Annotated in this window: 20 protein-coding genes; 3 read left to right on the top strand and 17 right to left on the bottom strand. The window is 63.9% G+C overall.

What is annotated here, in order from left to right; genetic code table 11:
- Positions 1-4: 4 nt before the first annotated feature.
- From NKJ91_RS09350 to NKJ91_RS09315, 8 genes are all read right to left on the bottom strand, one after another.
- Positions 5-457, bottom strand: coding sequence for a MaoC/PaaZ C-terminal domain-containing protein (locus NKJ91_RS09350; protein ID WP_352455296.1), 453 nt, complete (start codon positions 455-457; stop codon positions 5-7).
- Between the two features lies 1 nt (position 458).
- Complete coding sequence (locus NKJ91_RS09345; protein ID WP_352455295.1) at positions 459-1,535, bottom strand: Gfo/Idh/MocA family protein; 1,077 nt, start codon at positions 1,533-1,535, stop codon at positions 459-461.
- Positions 1,528-1,857 carry an L-rhamnose mutarotase gene (locus NKJ91_RS09340; RefSeq protein WP_352455294.1) on the bottom strand — a complete coding sequence of 110 codons (330 nt, stop codon included), beginning with the start codon at positions 1,855-1,857 and terminating at the stop codon, positions 1,528-1,530. Before NKJ91_RS09340 ends, NKJ91_RS09345 begins: the two co-directional genes overlap by 8 nt.
- A 9-nt stretch (positions 1,858-1,866) precedes the next feature.
- Positions 1,867-2,979: a mandelate racemase/muconate lactonizing enzyme family protein gene (locus tag NKJ91_RS09335; protein WP_352455293.1), complete on the bottom strand. Its 1,113-nt coding sequence runs from the start codon at positions 2,977-2,979 to the stop codon at positions 1,867-1,869.
- 4 nt (positions 2,980-2,983) lie between these two features.
- A complete protein-coding gene (locus NKJ91_RS09330) occupies positions 2,984-4,081 on the bottom strand; it encodes an ABC transporter ATP-binding protein (RefSeq protein ID WP_352455292.1) in 1,098 nt (365 codons plus the stop codon).
- A gap of 1 nt (position 4,082) precedes the next feature.
- Entirely contained in the window at positions 4,083-4,949 is an 867-nt protein-coding gene (locus NKJ91_RS09325) for a carbohydrate ABC transporter permease (RefSeq protein WP_352451567.1), read from the bottom strand.
- Between the two features lie 2 nt (positions 4,950-4,951).
- Positions 4,952-5,848, bottom strand: a complete 897-nt coding sequence (locus NKJ91_RS09320; protein WP_023676089.1) for a carbohydrate ABC transporter permease — start codon at positions 5,846-5,848, stop codon at positions 4,952-4,954.
- A gap of 143 nt (positions 5,849-5,991) precedes the next feature.
- Complete coding sequence (locus tag NKJ91_RS09315; protein WP_352455291.1) at positions 5,992-7,308, bottom strand: type 2 periplasmic-binding domain-containing protein; 1,317 nt, start codon at positions 7,306-7,308, stop codon at positions 5,992-5,994.
- Between the two features lie 158 nt (positions 7,309-7,466).
- Here NKJ91_RS09315 and NKJ91_RS09310 point away from each other — a divergent pair, with 158 nt between their 5' ends.
- Positions 7,467-8,255, top strand: coding sequence for an IclR family transcriptional regulator (locus NKJ91_RS09310; protein ID WP_352455290.1), 789 nt, complete (start codon positions 7,467-7,469; stop codon positions 8,253-8,255).
- A 65-nt stretch (positions 8,256-8,320) separates the two neighbouring features.
- Complete coding sequence (locus tag NKJ91_RS09305) at positions 8,321-9,157, top strand: amidohydrolase family protein (protein WP_352455289.1); 837 nt, start codon at positions 8,321-8,323, stop codon at positions 9,155-9,157.
- A gap of 65 nt (positions 9,158-9,222) precedes the next feature.
- Here NKJ91_RS09305 and NKJ91_RS09300 read toward each other — a convergent pair whose 3' ends face one another.
- From NKJ91_RS09300 to NKJ91_RS09265, 8 genes are read right to left on the bottom strand one after another with little or no spacing between them, the layout of a single operon-like run.
- A complete protein-coding gene (locus NKJ91_RS09300; RefSeq protein ID WP_352455288.1) occupies positions 9,223-10,188 on the bottom strand; it encodes an ABC transporter permease in 966 nt (321 codons plus the stop codon).
- 5 nt (positions 10,189-10,193) lie between these two features.
- The gene (locus NKJ91_RS09295; protein WP_352455287.1) at positions 10,194-11,144 is read right to left on the bottom strand and encodes an ABC transporter permease; all 951 of its coding nucleotides are present in this window, start codon (positions 11,142-11,144) and stop codon (positions 10,194-10,196) included.
- Positions 11,141-11,884 carry an ATP-binding cassette domain-containing protein gene (locus NKJ91_RS09290; protein ID WP_352455286.1) on the bottom strand — a complete coding sequence of 248 codons (744 nt, stop codon included), beginning with the start codon at positions 11,882-11,884 and terminating at the stop codon, positions 11,141-11,143. The genes NKJ91_RS09295 and NKJ91_RS09290 overlap by 4 nt, the downstream gene beginning before the upstream one ends.
- Positions 11,877-12,614, bottom strand: a complete 738-nt coding sequence (locus NKJ91_RS09285; RefSeq protein WP_352455285.1) for an ATP-binding cassette domain-containing protein — start codon at positions 12,612-12,614, stop codon at positions 11,877-11,879. Before NKJ91_RS09285 ends, NKJ91_RS09290 begins: the two co-directional genes overlap by 8 nt.
- 55 nt (positions 12,615-12,669) lie before the next feature.
- Positions 12,670-13,857, bottom strand: a complete 1,188-nt coding sequence (locus NKJ91_RS09280; RefSeq protein ID WP_352455284.1) for an ABC transporter substrate-binding protein — start codon at positions 13,855-13,857, stop codon at positions 12,670-12,672.
- Positions 13,858-13,877: 20 nt separating this feature from the next.
- The gene (locus NKJ91_RS09275; protein WP_352455310.1) at positions 13,878-15,020 is read right to left on the bottom strand and encodes an extracellular solute-binding protein; all 1,143 of its coding nucleotides are present in this window, start codon (positions 15,018-15,020) and stop codon (positions 13,878-13,880) included.
- Positions 15,021-15,040: 20 nt separating this feature from the next.
- Entirely contained in the window at positions 15,041-16,201 is a 1,161-nt protein-coding gene (locus tag NKJ91_RS09270; RefSeq protein ID WP_352455283.1) for a CaiB/BaiF CoA transferase family protein, read from the bottom strand.
- 3 nt (positions 16,202-16,204) lie between these two features.
- Entirely contained in the window at positions 16,205-16,756 is a 552-nt protein-coding gene (locus tag NKJ91_RS09265) for a MaoC family dehydratase (RefSeq protein WP_352455282.1), read from the bottom strand.
- Between the two features lie 190 nt (positions 16,757-16,946).
- Between NKJ91_RS09265 and NKJ91_RS09260 the strand changes: the two genes are divergently transcribed.
- Positions 16,947-18,044 carry a lactonase family protein gene (locus NKJ91_RS09260; protein WP_352455281.1) on the top strand — a complete coding sequence of 366 codons (1,098 nt, stop codon included), beginning with the start codon at positions 16,947-16,949 and terminating at the stop codon, positions 18,042-18,044.
- 7 nt (positions 18,045-18,051) lie between these two features.
- Here the strand turns inward: NKJ91_RS09260 and NKJ91_RS09255 are convergent, their stop codons facing one another.
- Positions 18,052-18,765, bottom strand: a complete 714-nt coding sequence (locus tag NKJ91_RS09255) for a GntR family transcriptional regulator (protein ID WP_023676076.1) — start codon at positions 18,763-18,765, stop codon at positions 18,052-18,054.
- Between the last annotated feature and the right edge of the window lie 57 nt (positions 18,766-18,822).

Below are 18,822 nucleotides of genomic sequence, written 5' to 3'. Positions count from 1 at the left end.
AGGCTCAACTCGGCTTGTCGCGACGCTCGACGATGTAGATGTGATCGGCGACCAGCACCAGGTCGCCATGTTGGTTGATCACCTCGCAGCGCTCGACGACCCGGCCTGAATCGGGTCGCTTCGGGTCGTCTTCCTTGGCCGAGATGGTGGTGCGGGTCCTGATCGTATCGCCGATGAACACCGGCTTGATGAAGCGCAGCCTGTCGTAGCCATAGGAGAAGGCAACCGGGTTGACGACGCTGGCCGTCAGCCCGACGCCGACCGAAAACACCAGCGTGCCGTGGGCGATGCGCTGTCCGAACGGCGTCGTCTTCATGAACTCGGCGTCCATGTGGTGGGGAAAGAAATCACCGGTATGGCCGGCATGGACGACGAAATCGGTCTCGGTGATCGTGCGCCCGCTGGTCACGCGCGACGAGCCGATCCGGTAGTCCTCGAAATAGACAGTCTGCTCCATGTCAGGGCCTCGCCGCTATCGGTGTTGCCGGCGCCGCGCTCGATCGGTAGGCGGCTTCGACCAGCGCCATGGTGTTCCAGCCGTCCTCGACGGAACTGACAAGCTCGGCGTCCTCGCCCGATGCATAGCGCTGGACATTGGCCATGCGGCCGGCAAAGGCGTCCGGAAACCATGCGCCGACGAGTGGAACCGCAATCCAGTCCGTGCCGCCTTTGGGGTAGATTTCGAGAATGTCCGGCTCGCCGCGCGGATAGTCGAGGTTGACGCCCAGTTTGAGGTAAGCGGCGCCGTCGGTACCGCAGATGCGGAATTCGCAGGCCTGGTGTTTTCGACCGAATTTGTGATCGTGGTTGATCGACAGTGCACAGCGCACGGTGTCGCCATAGTCGAGGATCGCGCTGGTGCGCGTTTGCGCAACCTTGTGGCCGGGATGGCCGAGTGTCTTGGCGTGAACCCCCTTGGGGTCGCCGAGCAATTGCCGGATCAGGTCGAGATAATGGATCGAATGCATGGCGATCTCGACGCGCGGCGCCTGCAGCAGGAATTCCCAGAGCTGCCAGGGTGTCGCCAGCGCCAGCCATGCGTCGAAATCGACCACGTCGCCCAGCCAGCCCTTGGCGATCGCATCCCTGAGCGCCAGCATCATCGGCGCGAAGCGCAGCTGGAAATTCACCGCCGCCTTCAGATCTTTGGAGCGGCAGATTTCAAGGATCTCGGTCGCCTCGGCGAGATTGCTGCCCATCGGCTTCTGGATCAGCGCTACCGCACCATCGCGCAGCGCCCTGAGCACGCCGGCGTGGTGAGCCGGGGGCGTCGCCAGATCGAAGACGGCGCCCTTGATTGACGCAGCTTCCTCGACCGACCGGTAAGCGGTGACGCCCCATCTCTGCGCCAGTTTTTCCGCCTTGGCCAGGTCGGGGTCGAACAGCCCGGCAACCGGGAAGCCGGCTTTCCCATAGGCCGGGAAATGCGCATCGCCGACGATCGAGCCGGCGCCGAAAATCACGATCGGCCGGGGCTTTGACGGCTGTGCCCAGGCCTGGGAAAGCGAGGCAGGATCGAAAATGTCATCAGTCATAATGGAAGACTTCGTCCATCGACGCCCACCACTCGCCCTCCTTGCGGGTCGGCAGCGGCTCCTGGCATGTCATGCAGAGCGCCCACCATTCCTGCGTCGTGGGATCGGCGGCCATCTTCGCGATGTCGGCGGCATAGTCGGTGCCGTGGTACTCGAAGGTGCTGAACAAAAGGTGCTCCGGCTCCCTCAGATAGATCGAATAATTCTTGATATTGCAGGCGGAAATCATCTTGAGGACGTCCGGCCACACAGCAGCGTGAAGCCGCACATACTCGGCGACTTTCTCCGGCTTGAGGCCGAGCACCATTCCCATTCGCTGCATGTCCGCCTCCTATTTTTCTATCGCCATGGTGAATTCCGCGATGCTCTTCGCCTTGATCGCATCCCAGTCCCAGTCGATGCCGATGCCGGGTTCGTCCGGTGCCAATGCGTGCCCGTCCTCGATACGCATTTTCTTGCCGGTCAGCTCGTCGAGCTGGGGAATATACTCGACATATCTGCCGTTCTGAACGGCGCATGTCAGGCTGACATGCAATTCCATCAGGAAATGCGGGCAGACCGGTATGTCGAACGCCTCGGCTGCATGCGCCACCTTCAGCCACGGCGTGATGCCGCCGATGCGGCCGACATCGACCTGCACGATCGAACACGCGCCCTTTTGCATATATTCGCGGAAATGCCGGATCGAATAGAGCGACTCGCCGATGGCGATCGGCGTCGATGTGGCACTCGACAGCCGTACATGGCCGTCAATGTCGTCGGCCGGCAACGGCTCCTCGATCCAGGCGAGGTCGAGTTCACGCAGGCGTTCGGCCCGGCGGATCGCCTCGTCGACAGAAAAGCCCTGGTTGCAGTCGGTCATGATCTCGTAGGAGTCTCCAACCGCCCGGCGCACCGCCGTCAGCCGGGCAAGATCCTCGGAGCCGTGCGGCTTGCCGATCTTGACCTTCGAGCCGCGAAACCCCTTGGCCTTGGCGGCCAGCGCATCCGCGACCAGCGCCTCGGTTTCGATATGCAGCCAGCCGCCTTCGGTCGTGTAGAGCGGGCAGCGGTCCTTGGCGCCGCCGGCAAGCTTCCACAGCGGCAGCCTCTGTTTCTTGGCCCGCAGGTCCCAAAGGGCAGTATCGATGGCCGCCAGCGCGATTGCCGTGATCGCGCCGATCGTCGTGGCATGGGTGGCGAACTCCAGCTCGTGCCAGATCGCCTCGATCATGTCGGCGTCGCGGCCGATCAGCCGCGGCGCAAGGTGGTCGGCCAGCAGCCGCATCACCGAGGAGCCGCCCGTGCCGATCGTATAGCTGTAGCCGGTGCCGACCGCGCCGTCGGCGTCGGTGATGGTGACGATCGGTGTTTCCTGGCTGACAAAACTCTGGATGGCATCGGTGCGCTTGACCTTCGGCACCAGGTCGACCATCCGCAGTTCGATTTTCTCGATCTTTGCCATGATTTTAACCTCGCAATGTCCTGCCTGTTTCGGCGGAAAACAGATGGGCCTGCGACAGGTCCAGGCTCATCTTGACCCGGTCGCCGGCTTTCAGCGGCTTTGGATTGAGCATCCGCGATACCCAGTCGCTGCCGTTGAATTCGGCGAACACCAGCGTCTCGTTGCCGAGCGGCTCGGTGACGGTCACCGGCAACTCCACCTGGTGGACGTCGACGTCTTCGCCGGAGCTGATGCCATGCCCGGTCGGATAGATGTCGTCGGGCCTGAGGCCGAACACGACTTTGTCGCCGGCCTCGATATTGGCCTTGAACTGGCTGGGCAAAGGCAGCCTCTCGCCGCTGGCGAACAGCAACTGTCCGTCGTCGACAACCGCCTCATGCAGATTCATCGGCGGCGAGCCGATGAAGCCGGCGACGAACCGTGTCTGCGGCCGGCGGAAGACCTCGTCGGGTGTGCCGACCTGCTCGATGAACCCGTCACGCATGATAACGATACGGTCCGCCAATGTCATCGCTTCGACCTGGTCGTGGGTGACGTAGATCACTGTCGACTTGACCTTGGCGTGCAGCTTCTTGATCTCGGTGCGCATCTGCGTCCGAAGCTTGGCGTCGAGATTGGAAAGCGGCTCGTCGAACAGGAAGACGTCGGGATCGCGCACGATGGCGCGGCCCATGGCGACGCGCTGGCGCTGTCCGCCGGACAGCTGCGACGGCCGGCGGTCGAGCAATTGGTCGAGGCCGAGAATGCCGGACGCTTCGGCGACGCGACGGTCCATTTCTTCTTTCGCGGCGCCCGCTATCTTGAGCGAGAAGCCGAGGTTTTCGCGCACGGTCATATGCGGGTAGAGCGCGTAGGACTGGAACACCATCGAGATGTTGCGCGAGCGCGGCGGCAGATCGTTGACCATGCGGCCGCCGATCTCGATGATCCCGTCGCTGATCGCCTCGAGGCCGGCGATCATGCGCAGGGTTGTCGACTTGCCGCAGCCGGACGGCCCGACCAGCGCGATGAACTCGCGGTCGGCGACCTCTAGATCGATGCCGTGCACCACCGCCACCGGGCCGTAGCTTTTGGTGAGGTTCTTGAGCGATACGGTTGCCATGTCAGCCTTTCACCGCGCCGGAAGTGAGGCCGCCGACGAGGTGTTTCTGGACGATGAAGGTAAGCGTGAGCGCCGGTATGACCATGACCACGGCGAGCGCGCACATGCCGCGCCAGTCGATGGTGAATTCGGCCGTATAGTCGAGCAGGCCGACCGGCAGGGTCTTGGAGTTGATCGAGCGCGTCAGCTGCGAGGCGAGCGCGAACTCGTTCCAGGAGGTGAGGAAGGCAAAGATGCCGGCCGAGGCGATGCCGGGCCCGGCGAGTGGAAACTCGACCTGCCAGAAGGCCTGCCAGCGCGTGCAGCCGTCGATCTGCGCGGCTTCGGCGAGATCTTTCGGCACTTGGCGGAAAAAGCCGTCGATCAGCCAGACGGTGAACGGCACGTTGAGCGCGACATAGACCAGGATCAGCCCGAAATGCGTGTCGATGATGCCGAGCCGCGCAAAGACGAAGAACAGCGGCAGCGACAGCGCGATGCCGGGCACCGTGCGCGTCAGCATCAGGCCGAGGAACATCGCCGATTTGGCGCGAAAGCGGTAGCGCGCAAAGGCGTAGCCGCCGGCCATGCCGATGACGATGGCGATCACCGTCGAGGTCACCGAGATGATCAGCGAATTGCGGAAGTAGTCGAGCACCGGAATGCCGCCCTGGCCGACGCCGCTGAACATGGCGATGTAGGCGTCGAGCGAGAGTTGCTGCGGGATCCACACCGGCGGCTTGGCCATGATTTCGACGGTCGGCCGCAGCGACGACAGCACGATCCAGATGCCGGGCAGGCAGATGACCAGCATGGCCAGGAACAGTCCGATGCCGTGAACGATACCGAGCGCTTTGTTGCCGACGCGATGCAGGCTGTTTTGGTCCATCCTCACCACTCCGCCGCGATCTGCGTGCGCGCCGCGGCGAGCTTGCGGTAGAAATAGACGGTGAACAGGATCGACAGCAGGATCGAGAAATAGGCCATGGCATTGGCCATTCCCATCCTGGCGTCGCTGTAGGCGGTGCGGGCGACCAGCGTCCAGACCAGTTCAGTGCGGCCGGCGGGGCCGCCGTCGGTCATGATCTTGACGATGTCGTAGGCGCGCGCGACGTCAAGCGAGCGGATGGTCATGGCGATAAAGGCAAACGGCATAATGAACGGCCAGGTGACATAGCGGAATGTCTGCCACGGCGTGCAGCCGTCGACGCGGGCCGCCTCGACCGGTTCGCGCGGCATCGCCAGCAGCCCGGCCAGGATCAGGATCGCGAACACCGAGGTCGACGACCAGATCTCGGCGATCAGGATGGCGATGAAGGCGAGATTGCCGTCAATCAGCCACGGGATGGCGCGATCGGTCAGGCCGAGCCCCTGCAGGGCGTTGTTCACCAGGCCGATATTGTCATTGAACATGAATTTGAACTGGAAGCCGACGAGGATCGGCGAAAACATCATCGGAAACATCATGATGGTGCGCAGGATCCGCTGGCCGCGCGATGCCTTCTCCACCAGCAGGGCCAGCCCGAGCCCGATCAGCATTTCCAGGTTGAGCGCGACGGTCAGCAGCACCACGGTGCGGGCAAAGGCGACCCAGAAAGCGCGGCTGGTCAGGATGGTGACGTAGTTGCGCGCGCCGATGAAGACCCAGAACGTCTCCGGCCTGGTCAGCCGGAACGGCGTGAAGCTGGAATAGAGCGAAAGCAGCAGCGGCACCACCACCACCGCCGCCAGCACGATCACCGCCGGCAGCAGGAGCAGCAATGGCGGCGAAGGTCTCCAGCCTTTCATGGCGATCCGGTTCTGGTTGGTGCCCGGACACCGAAGGCCGCCATCGGCGAGCTGGGATCAAGACAAAGCGTGTTGCGCATGGTTCGTAAAAAGTTCGGGGGCGCCGCTCTTCGATGAGCGCGGCGCCCCCCTTGGGAGAATGGTCAAAGCTTGCCGGCGTCCTGGAGGATCTGGGTGGCCTTGGCGGCAGCGTCGTCCAGCGCCTGCTTGGAGGTCTTGTCGCCCAGGATGGCGGCCTGCAATTCGGGATAGACGGCGTTGGAGATTTCGATCCATTCAGGTGTCTGCGGCACGGCAAAAGCGTGCTTTGCCTCTTCCTGGAAAGCCGCCAGCACTTCCTTCTTGTAAGGATCGCTGGCCGCCTGCTGGATGTCCCAGTCCCACACCGCCGTGCGGGTCGGCAGTGGGCCGCTTGCCGCCTCGAGCTTCTGGCTGTCCTCATTGGTCAGGAACCAGACCAGCGACGCCGCGGCTTCCTTGCTGGCGCAGTTTTCGGTGACCGAAAATCCGTGGTGCCCCGACCAGCCCGTGCGAATGCCTGCCGATCCCTTCGGCGCCACCTTCACGCCGACATTGCCGGCGACCTTCGATGACTTCGGATCGTTGAAGAAGCCTGCCCAGCCCGGCCAGTCGAGGTTGATGGCGACGGTGCCCGAGGCAAAGCCCTGGCCGAGATCGTCCCACAGATAGTTGGTGGTGCCGGCCGGCACCGCCTTGGCCTTGTAGAGATTGACGAACCAGTCGAGCGCGTGCACGCCGGCTTCCGAGTTGAAGGCCGGCTTGCCATCCTTGTCGAGGTATTCGCCGCCGTCGGCGATGAGCATCTCGTAAAAGCGGCCGTTGATCGCCTCTTCCTTGCCGGCGAACTGGGTACCGTAGAAATCGGGCGGGCTGGCGAAGAATTCCGCCTGCTGGGCGACCTCGTCCCAGGTGTCGGGCGGTGTCAGTTCCTTGCCGTACTTGGCCTTGTAGGCGGCCTTCTTGGCTTCGTCCTGGTAGAGGCCCTTCTGGTAGTAGAGCGCCGAGACGTCGAACTGCGCGCGCGGCAGCATCACCAGCTTGTCGTCGAGCGTCGAAGCCTTGATCGTCGACGGCACGAAGGCGTCGATCTCCTCCTTCGGCAGCAGCTTGTTGAGGTCGGTGTAGATATCAGGATATTGCGGCGCGAAGGACGAGTGGTTGGACCCAACGCACCAGTTGATGCTGCCGGAGGCGATGTCCGACTTGATTTCCTTGTCGAGCTCGAAGTGGTTTTTCTTCGAGATCACGTTGACCTTGGCGCCGGTCAGTTTTTCCCATTCGCCGATGCGTGCGTACAGCCCTTCATATTGCTGGCCGCCGATCAGCTTGGCGTCGATGGTGACGCCGTCGAATTTGCCGGGCAGGTCGGCAGCAAGGGCACTCGCACCCAGTGCGAGCAGCGTTACGCCGGCCGACAGGCCGCAAAACAGTTTCGTCATTGTATCCTCCCAAGAGTCTGCGTCGATCCATAGCGAGGGCTGATCGGCAGCTTCATTCATATACAAACAAAACATTTATAGGATCGTCAAGCCGAAAGTTCTTCCGGAAGCAATGCCGTTATGCGTATATGAAAGGTGAAATTCACTGGAGAAGCCCAATGGCAGAGGACGAGGAAGACGACCGCTATCGAGCCCCGGCGTTAGACAAGGGGCTCGACATTCTCGAGCTGCTGGCCGGCGTCGACGGCGGCCTGACGCAGGCGGAAATCGCCAAGAAGCTCGACCGCAGCCCGAACGAGTTCTACCGCATGCTGGACCGGCTGGTGCGGCGCGGCTACGTCACGCGGCCGGATGGCGACCGTTACTCGCTGACACTCAAGCTGTTTGGCCTGGCGCAGCTGCACGCGCCGGTGCGCCGGCTGGTTTCCTATGCGACGCCGCTGATGCGCGAGCTGGCCGAAACCTCGCAGCAGGCAAACCAGCTCGTCGTCTTCGATCGCGGCTCCGCCGTGGTGATTGCCCAGCAGGAAGCGCCGGATTACTGGGGCATCTCCATCCGCGTCGGCTCGCATATCAGCCTGTTCGACACCGGCTCCGGCCATGTGCTGCTGGCGTTCCGCCCGCCGGAAGAGCGGCAGATGATGATCTCAGAACATCTGCGCAGCACCGACAAGCCACCGCAATCGCCGGAGTTCTTTGCCCGCCTCGACCAGATCCGGGAACGCGGCTACGAGATGATGGCATCGATGCAGACCGCCGGTGTCTTCAACCTGTCGACACCGGTTCTCGGCTCGGACGGCAGGGCGACCGCCGCGCTGTCGATCCCCTACATAACCCTGGTCAACGCACCCAAGGCGCCCGACATCACCAGGACCATAGAGCTGCTGCTGGCAGCGACCGAAAAGCTGTCGCAACTGGCGGGATCGACCGTCAAGCAATCGAGATGAATTCTTATTTGAATGAAGAATTTCTCCGTGAGATGATCTCGAAGTCGCCAAGGAGGAGCGCCACCATGATCTTCGACACCCATCTGCACCTGATCGACCAGTCCGCGCTGCGCTATCCCTGGCTGGCCGGCGTGCCGGCGCTCAACCGCGATTTCTCCTACGACGAATATGCAGTCCAGGCCCGCCGCGCCGGCATCGAGGGCGCGTTGCACATGGAGGTCGATGTCGATCCTGCCGACATCGAGGCCGAAACCGGCCATGTCAAAGCGCTCTCGCAGCAAAAGGGCAGTTTGCTGAGGGGAGCGATTGCCTCCTGCCGTCCGGAAGAGCCAGGCTTTGCCGCCTATCTCGAGCGCCAGCGCGCCGATCCTTTCGTCAAGGGCTTTCGCCGCGTGCTCCACGTCATGCCGGACGAGCTGTCGGAAGGCGCGCTGTTTCGTGAAAACATCAAGCGGCTTGCCGGCACCGGCCTGACCTTCGACCTTGTCGTTCTGCCGCACCAGATCCCCAAGGCGATTGCACTCGCCGACCTCGCGCCGGACGTGCAGTTCGTGCTCGACCATTGTGGCGTGCCCGACATCAAGGGTGGTGCCGAGCACCCCTGGCGCGAGCACATGGCGGAGATCGCACGGCGCCCCAACGTCGTCGGCAAAATTTCCGGTGTGGTCGCCTATGCGGATGCCGGATCCTGGACTGTCGAAACGCTGCTTCCCTATGTCGAGCACACCATCGAATGCTTCGGCTGGGATCGCGTCGTCTGGGGCAGCGATTGGCCGGTGTGCACGCTTGGCGGTGGGCTTGCGACCTGGATTGCGGCAACGCACGCGCTGCTTGCCGGCACCAGCACCGATGAACGGCAGCAACTGCTGTCCGGCAACGCCAAGCGGCTGTGGAGTTTGTAGAGCATTTTGCAGCCAAGTGGAATCACTTGGCGTCGCACAAATGCGGCTAAAACGAATAGGTGGCCTCAGATCGTCGCCGACACGTGCCGCTCGCGACCGTAGAGCGAAACCAGGAGCACGATGACCAGGCCAAGTGCCGCCTGCACCGTCGAGGGCCGGAAGCCGAGGCCGATCAGCAGCGTGTTGATCTCCGTCAGCACCAGGACGCCGGCAACGGTGCCGAAATAGCTGCCGCGGCCGCCGACAAGGGCGGCGCCGCCGACCACCACTGCCGCGATCGTCTGGAACAGATAGGGCTGGCCGACATCGCCATAGGCCGAACCGGTGAAGCCGAGCAGCAGCACGCCGGCCGCGGCGGCGAAGAAGGCGCTCGCGGCATAGGTCACGGTCCACATGCGGACTGGATCGATCAGCGCCAGCGGCGCAGCACCTGGATTGCTGCCTAGGGCGTAGAGACGGCGGCCGTATGGCGTGCGCGCCAGCACCAGCGCCACCAGCAAGGTCAGCACCGCGACGCATGGCACCAGCCCCGGCACCGGCAGCGGTCCGACCGAACCGCCGATCGAAACGAAGGCGGAAACCGCGGCAGGCGCCGATCCGGATGGAAAGCCACCGGTCCACAACAGGACGGCACCTTGCACGATCATGCCAGTGCCGAGCGTGACGATCAGCGGGTGGATATCGAGCCCACGCGAGATCAGGCCGTTCAGCGCCCCGATCAGTATGGCGAGCGCGACGACGACTGCGCAGACAAGAGCAAAATTCCAGCCGACGCCGTAGAGCTGCGCGGCAACGACATTGGCAAAGCCGATGATGAAGGGGATCGACAGATCGATACCGCCCAGGATTACGACGAGGGTCTGGCCGATCGATGCCACCGCCAGCAGCGAGGCGATCACCAGCAGCGCCCGGATGGCGAACGGCTGGGAGTAGCCCGGGATGAGCAAGGTGCCAAGGAGATGCAAGGCGACAGCGACCGCAAAGGCACCGGCGACACGGGCATTGGTGGACTGGAACCAGTTCCGGCTCATGCGTCTCAGCCTTTCCCTCCCGAGAGCCGCTCCTGCAGCGCCGTCATGATGACGGCCACAACCAGGATCGCGCCATAGGCGATCTGCAGCACATAGGTGGAGACGTTGAAGGCGGTCAGCACGCTCTGCAGCAGGAAGATGTCGACAGCGCCGATGGCGGCGCCGGCGAGCCCGCCGCGCCCGCCGGCAAGGCTGACGCCGCCGAGCGCCACCGCGGCAATCGCGATCAGCGTGTAGGTTGGCCCGATATTAGGGTCGGCCGAACCGATCAGCGCGGTCAGCATGAGGCCGGCACAGGCGGCAAGTATACCGGTCATGACATAGGCTATGAAACGTACTTTCGTCACCGGAATGCCGGCCGTGTAGGCGGCGCGGTCGTCGCTGCCCACCACCATCAGCTGGTCGTAATAAGGCGTCTGCCGCACCAGCCACCAGAACAGCAAGATCAGCGCCAGCGGCAGCGCCGACCAGGGTCCGGCCATTGCCTTCAGCCAGCCCGGCGCCGGCCCGATCGGCGCCGGCAGGATGGTCAGCGTCATGCCGGTGAGGATCAGATAGGTGCCGAGCGTTGCGACGATCGGCTGGATGCGGACGATGGTCGCCAGAAAGCCGTTGGCGGCGCCGACGATCGCGCCGATCAGAAGCGCCGCCGGCACGATGACCAGCGGCGAAGATATGCCAAGCCTGAGGAACAGCACCTGGATCACCATCGCATTGACGAAGCCCATCAATGGCCCGACGGAAATGTCGATGCCGCCGCGCCCGGCGAGGATCACTGGAGCCGAGGCGAGCGCTGTGCCGATCAGCGGCGCGGCGAGCCCGATCAGCGCGCCCCAGGCGGCAGGATGGAAGCGCGCCGGATTGAGCAGCAGATTGACCGCGATCAGGATCACCAACAGCACTGCCGCAAAGCCGGCGCCGCGCCATCGCGCCGCCATGCGCCGCAACCCGCTCATGCCGCGCGCCCGAACATGGCGGCGATCACCGTATCGCTTTTCATCTCGTCTCCGGTGATTTCAGCCGCCACCTGCTGTTCGCGGAACACCAGCACGCGATGGCAAAGCAGCAGGATCTCCTCGATCTCGCTCGATAGGATGACCAGAGCCATGCCGTCCGCCGCCAGTCCACGAAACACATCGTAGAGGACATGGCGCGTCGCCACGTCGACACCGCGCGTCGGATCATTGAGGAGCAGGATCGCCGGTTCCAGCGCCAATGCGCGGGCCAGCAGCACCTTCTGCTGGTTGCCGCCGGAAAGCGTGGTGATCGGGGCGTCCGGCCGTGGCGCGATGATCGACAGTCTGTCCCGATAGCGTTCATAGCGCTGCCGCCGCGCGGCGAAGCTGAGCAGACCGAAACGCATATCGCGCGACAGCGTCGAGACGGCAAAATTGTCGAGCACCGATTGGGTCGGAAAAATGCCGGTGGTGCGCCGGTCGCGCGGCAAATAGGCGATGCCGCCGGCGACCGCCTTGCGGAAATTGGTGATCGCGCGCGCTCCGGTTGGCGCCTCGACGGTCACCTCGCCGCCAGCCGGGCGTTCCAGGCCGGCCAGCACTTTCAGGAACCGTTCCTGTCCATGGCCGTCGAGGCCGGCAAGGCCGACGATCTCGCCCGGCGCAATGGTTTGCGTCATGGGGCTTGCGCCCGGCGCGATCACCAGGCCGCGCACCGAAAGGCTGGCGCGATCAGCCATGCGCCAGCTCCGCCGCCGTGCGTGGCGCCATTGCCTTGAGAAGTTCGGATGCGGTGGACGTGCCGCGTTCCTCAGTCGTGACCACGCTGCCGCCGCGCAGCACGGAAATCCGGTCCGAAAGCGACATCACCTCGTCCATGCGGTGGGTGATGAACAGGATCAGGCAGCCTTCCGAGGCAAGCTTGCGCATCATGGCAAAGACCGCCTCGCGATCGGCAAAGTCGAGCGCCGCCGTAACCTCGTCAAGGATGAGAATGCGCGGGCTGCGGACCACAGCGCGGGCGAGCACTACCAATTGCTGAACCGCAAGCGGCAATTGCCCGGCCAACTGGTCGAGCGGGATCTCGGTCACCGCGAAGCGCTTCAGCACCGCTTGTGCGCGCTGCCGCCGCTCGGCGCGCGGCACGGTGCGCGTCAGCAAGCCGTCGAGGCCGAGCAGGATGTTGTCGGTCACCGAACGGTCAGGCGCGATCAGCACTTCCTGGAACACGGTGGCCAACCCGGCGGTCTGGAACGCCGCCGGCGAGAGGCCGGTAAAGGGCACTCCGTCGAGCAGGATCGCGCCGCTGTCCGGCTGGACGATCCCCGACAGCAGCTTGACCAGGGTGCTCTTGCCCGAACCGTTCTCGCCCAGGATGGTGTGGATCGTGCCGGCGCGGAATGCGATGGAGGCATTGGCCAGCGCAATCGTTTCGCCGTAGCGTTTCGAGATGGCCTGGACTTCCAGCATGAGCAATCCTGATCGAGAAAGCCGGCACCGCCCGTGCGGAGCCGGCCTTCGTATCCTACTTGGCGCAGGCGTCCGGCACCTTCGAATAATCCCAGCCCTTGGTCGGTGCCGGATTGGCGAAGTAGGCATCGAGCCATTCCTCCGGCATCGGATCCTTCGGCGGGACCGGGAAGATCGAGACGGCGTCCGGCGTCATGCAGTCCTTGTACCAGGCGCCGAGGTCGGCATTGTGGACCGGCGGAATCGGGATCAGCAGCGTGTTGAGCTTGGGCTTCTGCCCATCGAGCATGCGCACGCCGACACGAAACAGCGTCTCGGCCGTCCAGTGCGGCAGAACCGCATGGCCTTCGAAGCGGTATTTGTCGGGATTGGCCTTCCAGTAGCCGAGCGCATCGCCGGTGATCGAGCCGGTGATCAGCGGGGCAGGGCGGCCGGCCTCGGCAAAGGCCTCGGCGACGACGCGGCTTTCGCTGCCCGTCGTCCACACTGCATCGATCGGCGCCGGATTGGTGGCGATCGCCTGCAGCACCGCCGTCTTGGTAGCGTTGGCCGTCCAGTTGCCGTTGACGCTGCGCGAGACCTTGAGCTTTGAATTTTCGGCCAGCGCCTTGTCGGCGCCCTGGCGCTCCTGCACGACGATCGGGTGACCGGCAATGCCTTCGACCAGAAGCACGCTGCCGCCGTCCGGCATTGCTTTGCCGATCGCGGTCATCATGTCGTAGCCCCAGCGCGCATAGTTGGAATCGACATTGATCGCATTCGGGCTGGTCACCGACCCAGCTGCCGTGATGAAGGGGATGCCGGCTTTGGCTGCGGCATCGATGGCATCGTCCAGCGCCGTCGCCGAGCCGGGGATCGAGGTGATGATCGAGCATTTCTTGTCGATGAAGGCGCGGATCTGGTTGATCTGCTGACTGGCGTCATTGTTGGAATCCGACACTTCGAAGCTCGCCACGGTGCCGTCGGCGATCAGGCCGTCGACCAGCCGCTTCAACTCCTTGGTCACGGTGACGCGCCACGGATTGCCCTGGTAGGACTCTGAGTGGCACCATTTCCACGGCTTTGGCGGCGGCGTGAAATTATCCCAGGCCGACGGCAGCACCTTTTGCGGCGCGCCGTCATATTGTGCCTTCAGTTCGGTCGGCAATCCAGCAATCACGCCCGAAACGTCTTGAGCGCAGGCTATGGTCGTGACCGATGCAAGTGCGGTTGCGGCCATAAGGCCGCGGATCAGGCTGTTCATGTTCTCCTCCGTTCGGTTGTTCAGGCTCCTCCGCCGGCAACGCCGGACACCTGCGTCGAAAGGCTCTCCCGAAACAGGCGATTGAGATCGGCAACGACGCGAGCGGCATTGTGCCTTTCGCTCAGGCCGACATTGATGCGATCGGACGCCGCCTGCTGGAAGGCCATGTAGCCATCATGCCGCGGCCTCACCCAGGCACCTTCGAGCGTGGCCCGGGTGTCCTTGTAGAAATTGCCGGCGGCGGCATTGACGGCGGCATCCGCCCAGGCCGCGGCGTGGCCGGGCTGGCCGCCGGCCGAGGCGTAGGGGCCACGCTGCACGTCGCCGCTGGCGATCCAGTAGGCGAAGTCGATTGCTTCCTGTCCGGCCTTCGAGAAGGCCGACACGGCGATGCCGGTCCCGCCGAGCGCCGAGCCTTTGGGGCCGGCATTGCCAGCGGCCGGGATATCCGCGAAAGCCAGGCGGTTGGGTCGAAACCCGGCGATGGCATAGGAGACATAGCCATAGATCAGCGGCGCGCAGGCGATCCGCGAGCCGGATCCGGCCATTTGCTCCAGAACCGCGATCGGATCCATGCCAAGACAGGCCGGGTCGACGAGGGCTGCGATCTCGCGCATCATCTCGAAGACCTGCTTGCCCGCTGCCGGATCCACATGGTCGCCAGGGCCTTCACCGGCGGGCCGGCCGAGATTGCCGGCAAGCGTGTAGAACACCATCAGCGAATGCGGCGGCCTGAGCGGCAACAGCACGTGGCCTTGCCGCGCCAGATCGAGGGCATCGGCCCAGCTCGCCGGCGCAGCCGAAAGCATGTCGGGCCGCCATGCCTGCACCTGGCTGGCCGCGTCGATCGGAAACGCCCACTGCCGGCCTTGCCAGTTGTAGCTCGGAAAGGACCGGCCGACACTGCCCGCCGCAAGTGCTGCACGTTCGGCTTCCCGGCCGGCGACATCGAGCGGCGCCAGGCAATTCTCGGCGGTGATCTGGCCGACATGCGGATGGTCGACGACGATCAGGTCGTAGGCACGGGCCAGTTCCTCGACCGGGAAGGATTCGAAATCCTGCAGCGAGCGCTTGTCCCATTCAACGGCGATGCCAGTTTGTTGCTTCCACAGTCTCGAACAGGCGACCATCGGGTCATAGCCGCGCGGATGGCTCCAGGTCATGCCTTTGAGCGTGACGTCGCTCACAGCCCGAACTCCGCGCGGATTTTTGCGCTGTGCTCGCCGATGCGTGGCGCGGCCCGCTCGACCTTCGCGCGGATGCCGTCGATCCTGAGCGGCGAGCGCGTGGTGAGGATCGAAACGTCATCCTCGCGCGTCACCGCCTGCAGCATGTCGAGGACCTGGAAGCCTTCGCTGGCCATCATTTCCGGCCAGGTCAAAACCTTGGCGCACCAGATGTCGGCAGGCTCGAGAATGGCAAGCCATTCGTCGACCGTCTTCGTTGCGATCTTTTGCGCGATGATCGCCTTGATCTCGTCGCGGGCGGTGAACCAGGTCGACGGCTGGTCGCGATAGGGCGCAAGCTCCTCGAGCCCGAGGAGATCGGCGAGTTTCGAGATCGGCGTCATGGCGATCGCCAGATAGCCGCCCTTGGCCGGATAGACGCCGTAGGGCGCCGAGAGATAGGCGTGCGCGCTGCGGAAGCTCGACCGCCGCGGCAGCCGGCGCCCGTCATTGAGATGCGTGGTCAGCACCTCGAACTGGAAGTCGACCAGCGCTTCGAGCAGACTGGTCTCGACATGGCTGCCCTTGCCGGTCACGCCGCGCCGCACCAGTGCGGCGAGGATGCCTTGCGCGGCGGCGGAGCCCGCCAGCATGTCGGCGATCGCCAGGCCGAAGGGCACCGGCCCTTGGTCCTCGTCGCCGTTCAGCCACATCACGCCGGAGCGGGCCTGCGCCAGCAGATCCTGCCCGGGCCGCTTGACCCACGGGCCTTCCTCGCCATAGCCGCTGATCGAGGCATAGACCAGGCGCGGATTGATCTTGCGCACCGCCTCGCAATCGAAGCCCAGGCGTTCGATGACGCCGGGCCTGAAATTCTGGATCAGCACGTCGGCCTTGGCCAGCAGGCCGCGCAGCGCCGCAAGGTCGGCCTCGTCCTTCAAGTCGATGGCAAGGCTTTCCTTGGCGCGGTTGATCGCATGGAAAATGGTGGAATCGCCGCCGATCTCGGTGTCGCTGAGATAAAGCCGGCGCGACAGGTCGCCGCCGTCCGGCCGTTCGATCTTGATGACGCGAGCGCCGAGGTCGAGCAGTCGCAGCGAGCAGTAAGGCCCGGACAAGAACTGGCTCATATCGACAACGATGAGCCCGGTCAGCGGCAGTTCGGCAATGGCAGCCATTGCCTATTTCTCCGTCTTGCCGGCGAAATCGGCCGGATTGCGGTACTTCACCGTCTGCAGGTGCTCGCAATAAAGCACGAGCTCGCCTTCACCCTTGAAGACTTCATAGCTGGCGCGGATCAGCCCCATTTCCTTGTATTTTGGCTTCTTGTCGAGGTTGGAGCGGATCGAATAGATCGTGTCGCCTATGAACACCGGCTTGATGAAGCGCAATTTGTCGTAGCCATACGAAAAGGCGTTGATGCAATTGGTGGCGACGAGACCGAGCCCGGCCGAGAACACGAAGGCCCCTGCCACCAGCCGCTTGCCGAAAATGCCTTGCGTCTCGGCGAACATCTGGTCCTGCACGTATGGATGGATGTCGAGCACCAGCGTGTTGAAGAGATGGCTGTCGCCCTCGGCAATGGTCCGGCGCAGCGAGCGGATCTTCTGGCCGACCGGCCAGTCTTCATAGAACCAGTTCTCCGCGTTCCAGACGGGAAGGTCGGCGTGATCCCTAGGCATGTTGGCGGGGTGTGTCGATGCCACGCCCACGGTTGGCGCGAAACCGCTCATGACGACTTCCTCTGGGAGCGGGAATCGTCCATCAGGGCGCGCCGCAGACCAGCGAAATGCATGATCGATCCTCCCGTCAATCTTCTTTTGTGAATAGTATTTTCACATATGGGGTTGTGTTGCAAGCGAGTCTCGGCGAAATTTTGCCTGCTCCGTCGGGGCCAATGCCGGCGGAACAAGGGAGGAAGTGATGCAGAATGCCTGTCTGGTTTTCGTCGGCAGCCTCAATCGCGACGCCCCGTATTTTCAGGGCGCGCGCGGCATCGGGCTGGGTGTCTACAGTTTCGACGAACGGACGCTGCGGACGAAGAAACTGGCCGAGACGGGAGACATCGACAATCCCACCTTCCTGTCGGTGACGCCGGACGGCTCCCACATCTATGCCAACTCAGAAGTGTTCACCTGGCGCGAAGGGGTGGTCTCGGCCTACCGTTTCGACAGGCAGACCGCCACGCTGTCCTACATCAACAAGCAGCCGACGCTGGGCAGCATCACGGCGCACAACACCATCACGCGGGACCGGACGAAGCTGCTGGTCGCCAATTACGGCATGGGCGAGGGCGGTCCCGATCGCTCGGTCGTGGTCTATGGGTTGGGTGAGAATGGCGGCCTGACAGCGCCGTTGTCGAGCGTTGCCCATAGCGGGACCGGACCAGATCCTGCCCGCCAGGAGCGGCCGCATGCCCATAGCGTAACCGAGACGGTTGCCGGCGGCATGGCGATCGTCGCTGACCTCGGCATCGACCGGCTGGTGTCCTACCGCATCGGGCCAGACGGCAGCCTGACGAAGCTCGCCGAGTCGGCGCTTGCGCCAGGCGCGGGTCCGCGCCATCTCGCACTGCATCCGGGCGGTCGCTTCGTGTTCGTCATGAACGAGCTGGATTCGACGGTTGTCTCGCTTGCGCCGGACGAAGCATCAGGCAAGCTTACGGTGATCGACAGCAAGCCGGCCGTGCCGCCCGAGGCGCGCGACGGCAATCACTGCGCCGACATCCAGATCTCGCCTGACGGCCGCTTTCTCTACGGCTCCAACCGCGGCCATGACAGCATAGTGGTGTTTTCGATCGACCAGCAAACCGGCAGGCTTGCCCTTGTGGGCTATACGCCTTGCGGCGGCGCCACGCCGCGCAATCTGGCACTGACGCCCTCGGGCGGTCATCTGTTCTCGGCCAACCAGAATGCCGACCGCATCTCGATTTTCGCCCGTGATGCCGCAACCGGCCGGCTGACCGACACCGGCCGATCCATCGATATTGGCACGCCGATGTGCGTGAGGATCGTGCGTTGACGCGATCTCAGAACTCGAGCGCCTGCCTGAGTGCCGGGCCGCTCCTGACGCGCAGATCGAGGTCGGCCTCGATATGGTCGATGTGGTGCAGCATCAGCGCGCTGGCGCGTTCGGCATTGCCATTTTCCAGCGCCTCGAGGATCTGCGTGTGTTCGTTGTGGCCGCAGCTCGAGATGCCCGAGCGGCCATAGAGTGCGATCACCAGCGATGAACGAGCGACCAATTCCTCCATGAAGCGCTGCAGGATGACGTTTCCCGCGACCGACGCCAGAAGCAGGTGAAAATCCCCCGACGCCTTGATCTCCGATCGCCTTGCGTTCGGTCCGCGTTCGGCGATGAAACGGCCTTCTTCGTCGAGCTGGGCCTTGAACGCGGCGACATGCGCCGGCGTCATCCGTCCGGCGGCGGCAATCGCGATGCCTGGTTCGATGAGCCGGCGCGAAGCAAAAACCTGCCGCGCTTCCTCCGGCGACGGATTGGCGACGAAGGCGCCGCGATTGCGCTCGGTGCGCACCAATCCTTCGAAGGAAAGCATCTGCAGTGCCGCACGCGCCACGGTGCGGCTGACATCGAACAGCGTGCCGACTTCGCCTTCGGAAAGCTTTGTTCCCGGCGCCAGCCGGCGATCGACGATCGCGTCGCGCAACTGGTCGCGGATCGCCTGCGCGCGATCCTCGTTGGCGGCCTCGATAGCAGGGAAGGTCTGGTCGGCAATGTTCATGGCAGTGGTCCTGCGTTCTTCTACCCTGAATCGCATCGCTTGGACGAGAGACAAAGT

The organism is Mesorhizobium sp. M0040, assembly GCF_040323505.1.
Lineage (GTDB): Bacteria > Pseudomonadota > Alphaproteobacteria > Rhizobiales > Rhizobiaceae > Mesorhizobium.
This window is presented reverse-complemented; position numbering and strand designations above follow the sequence as displayed.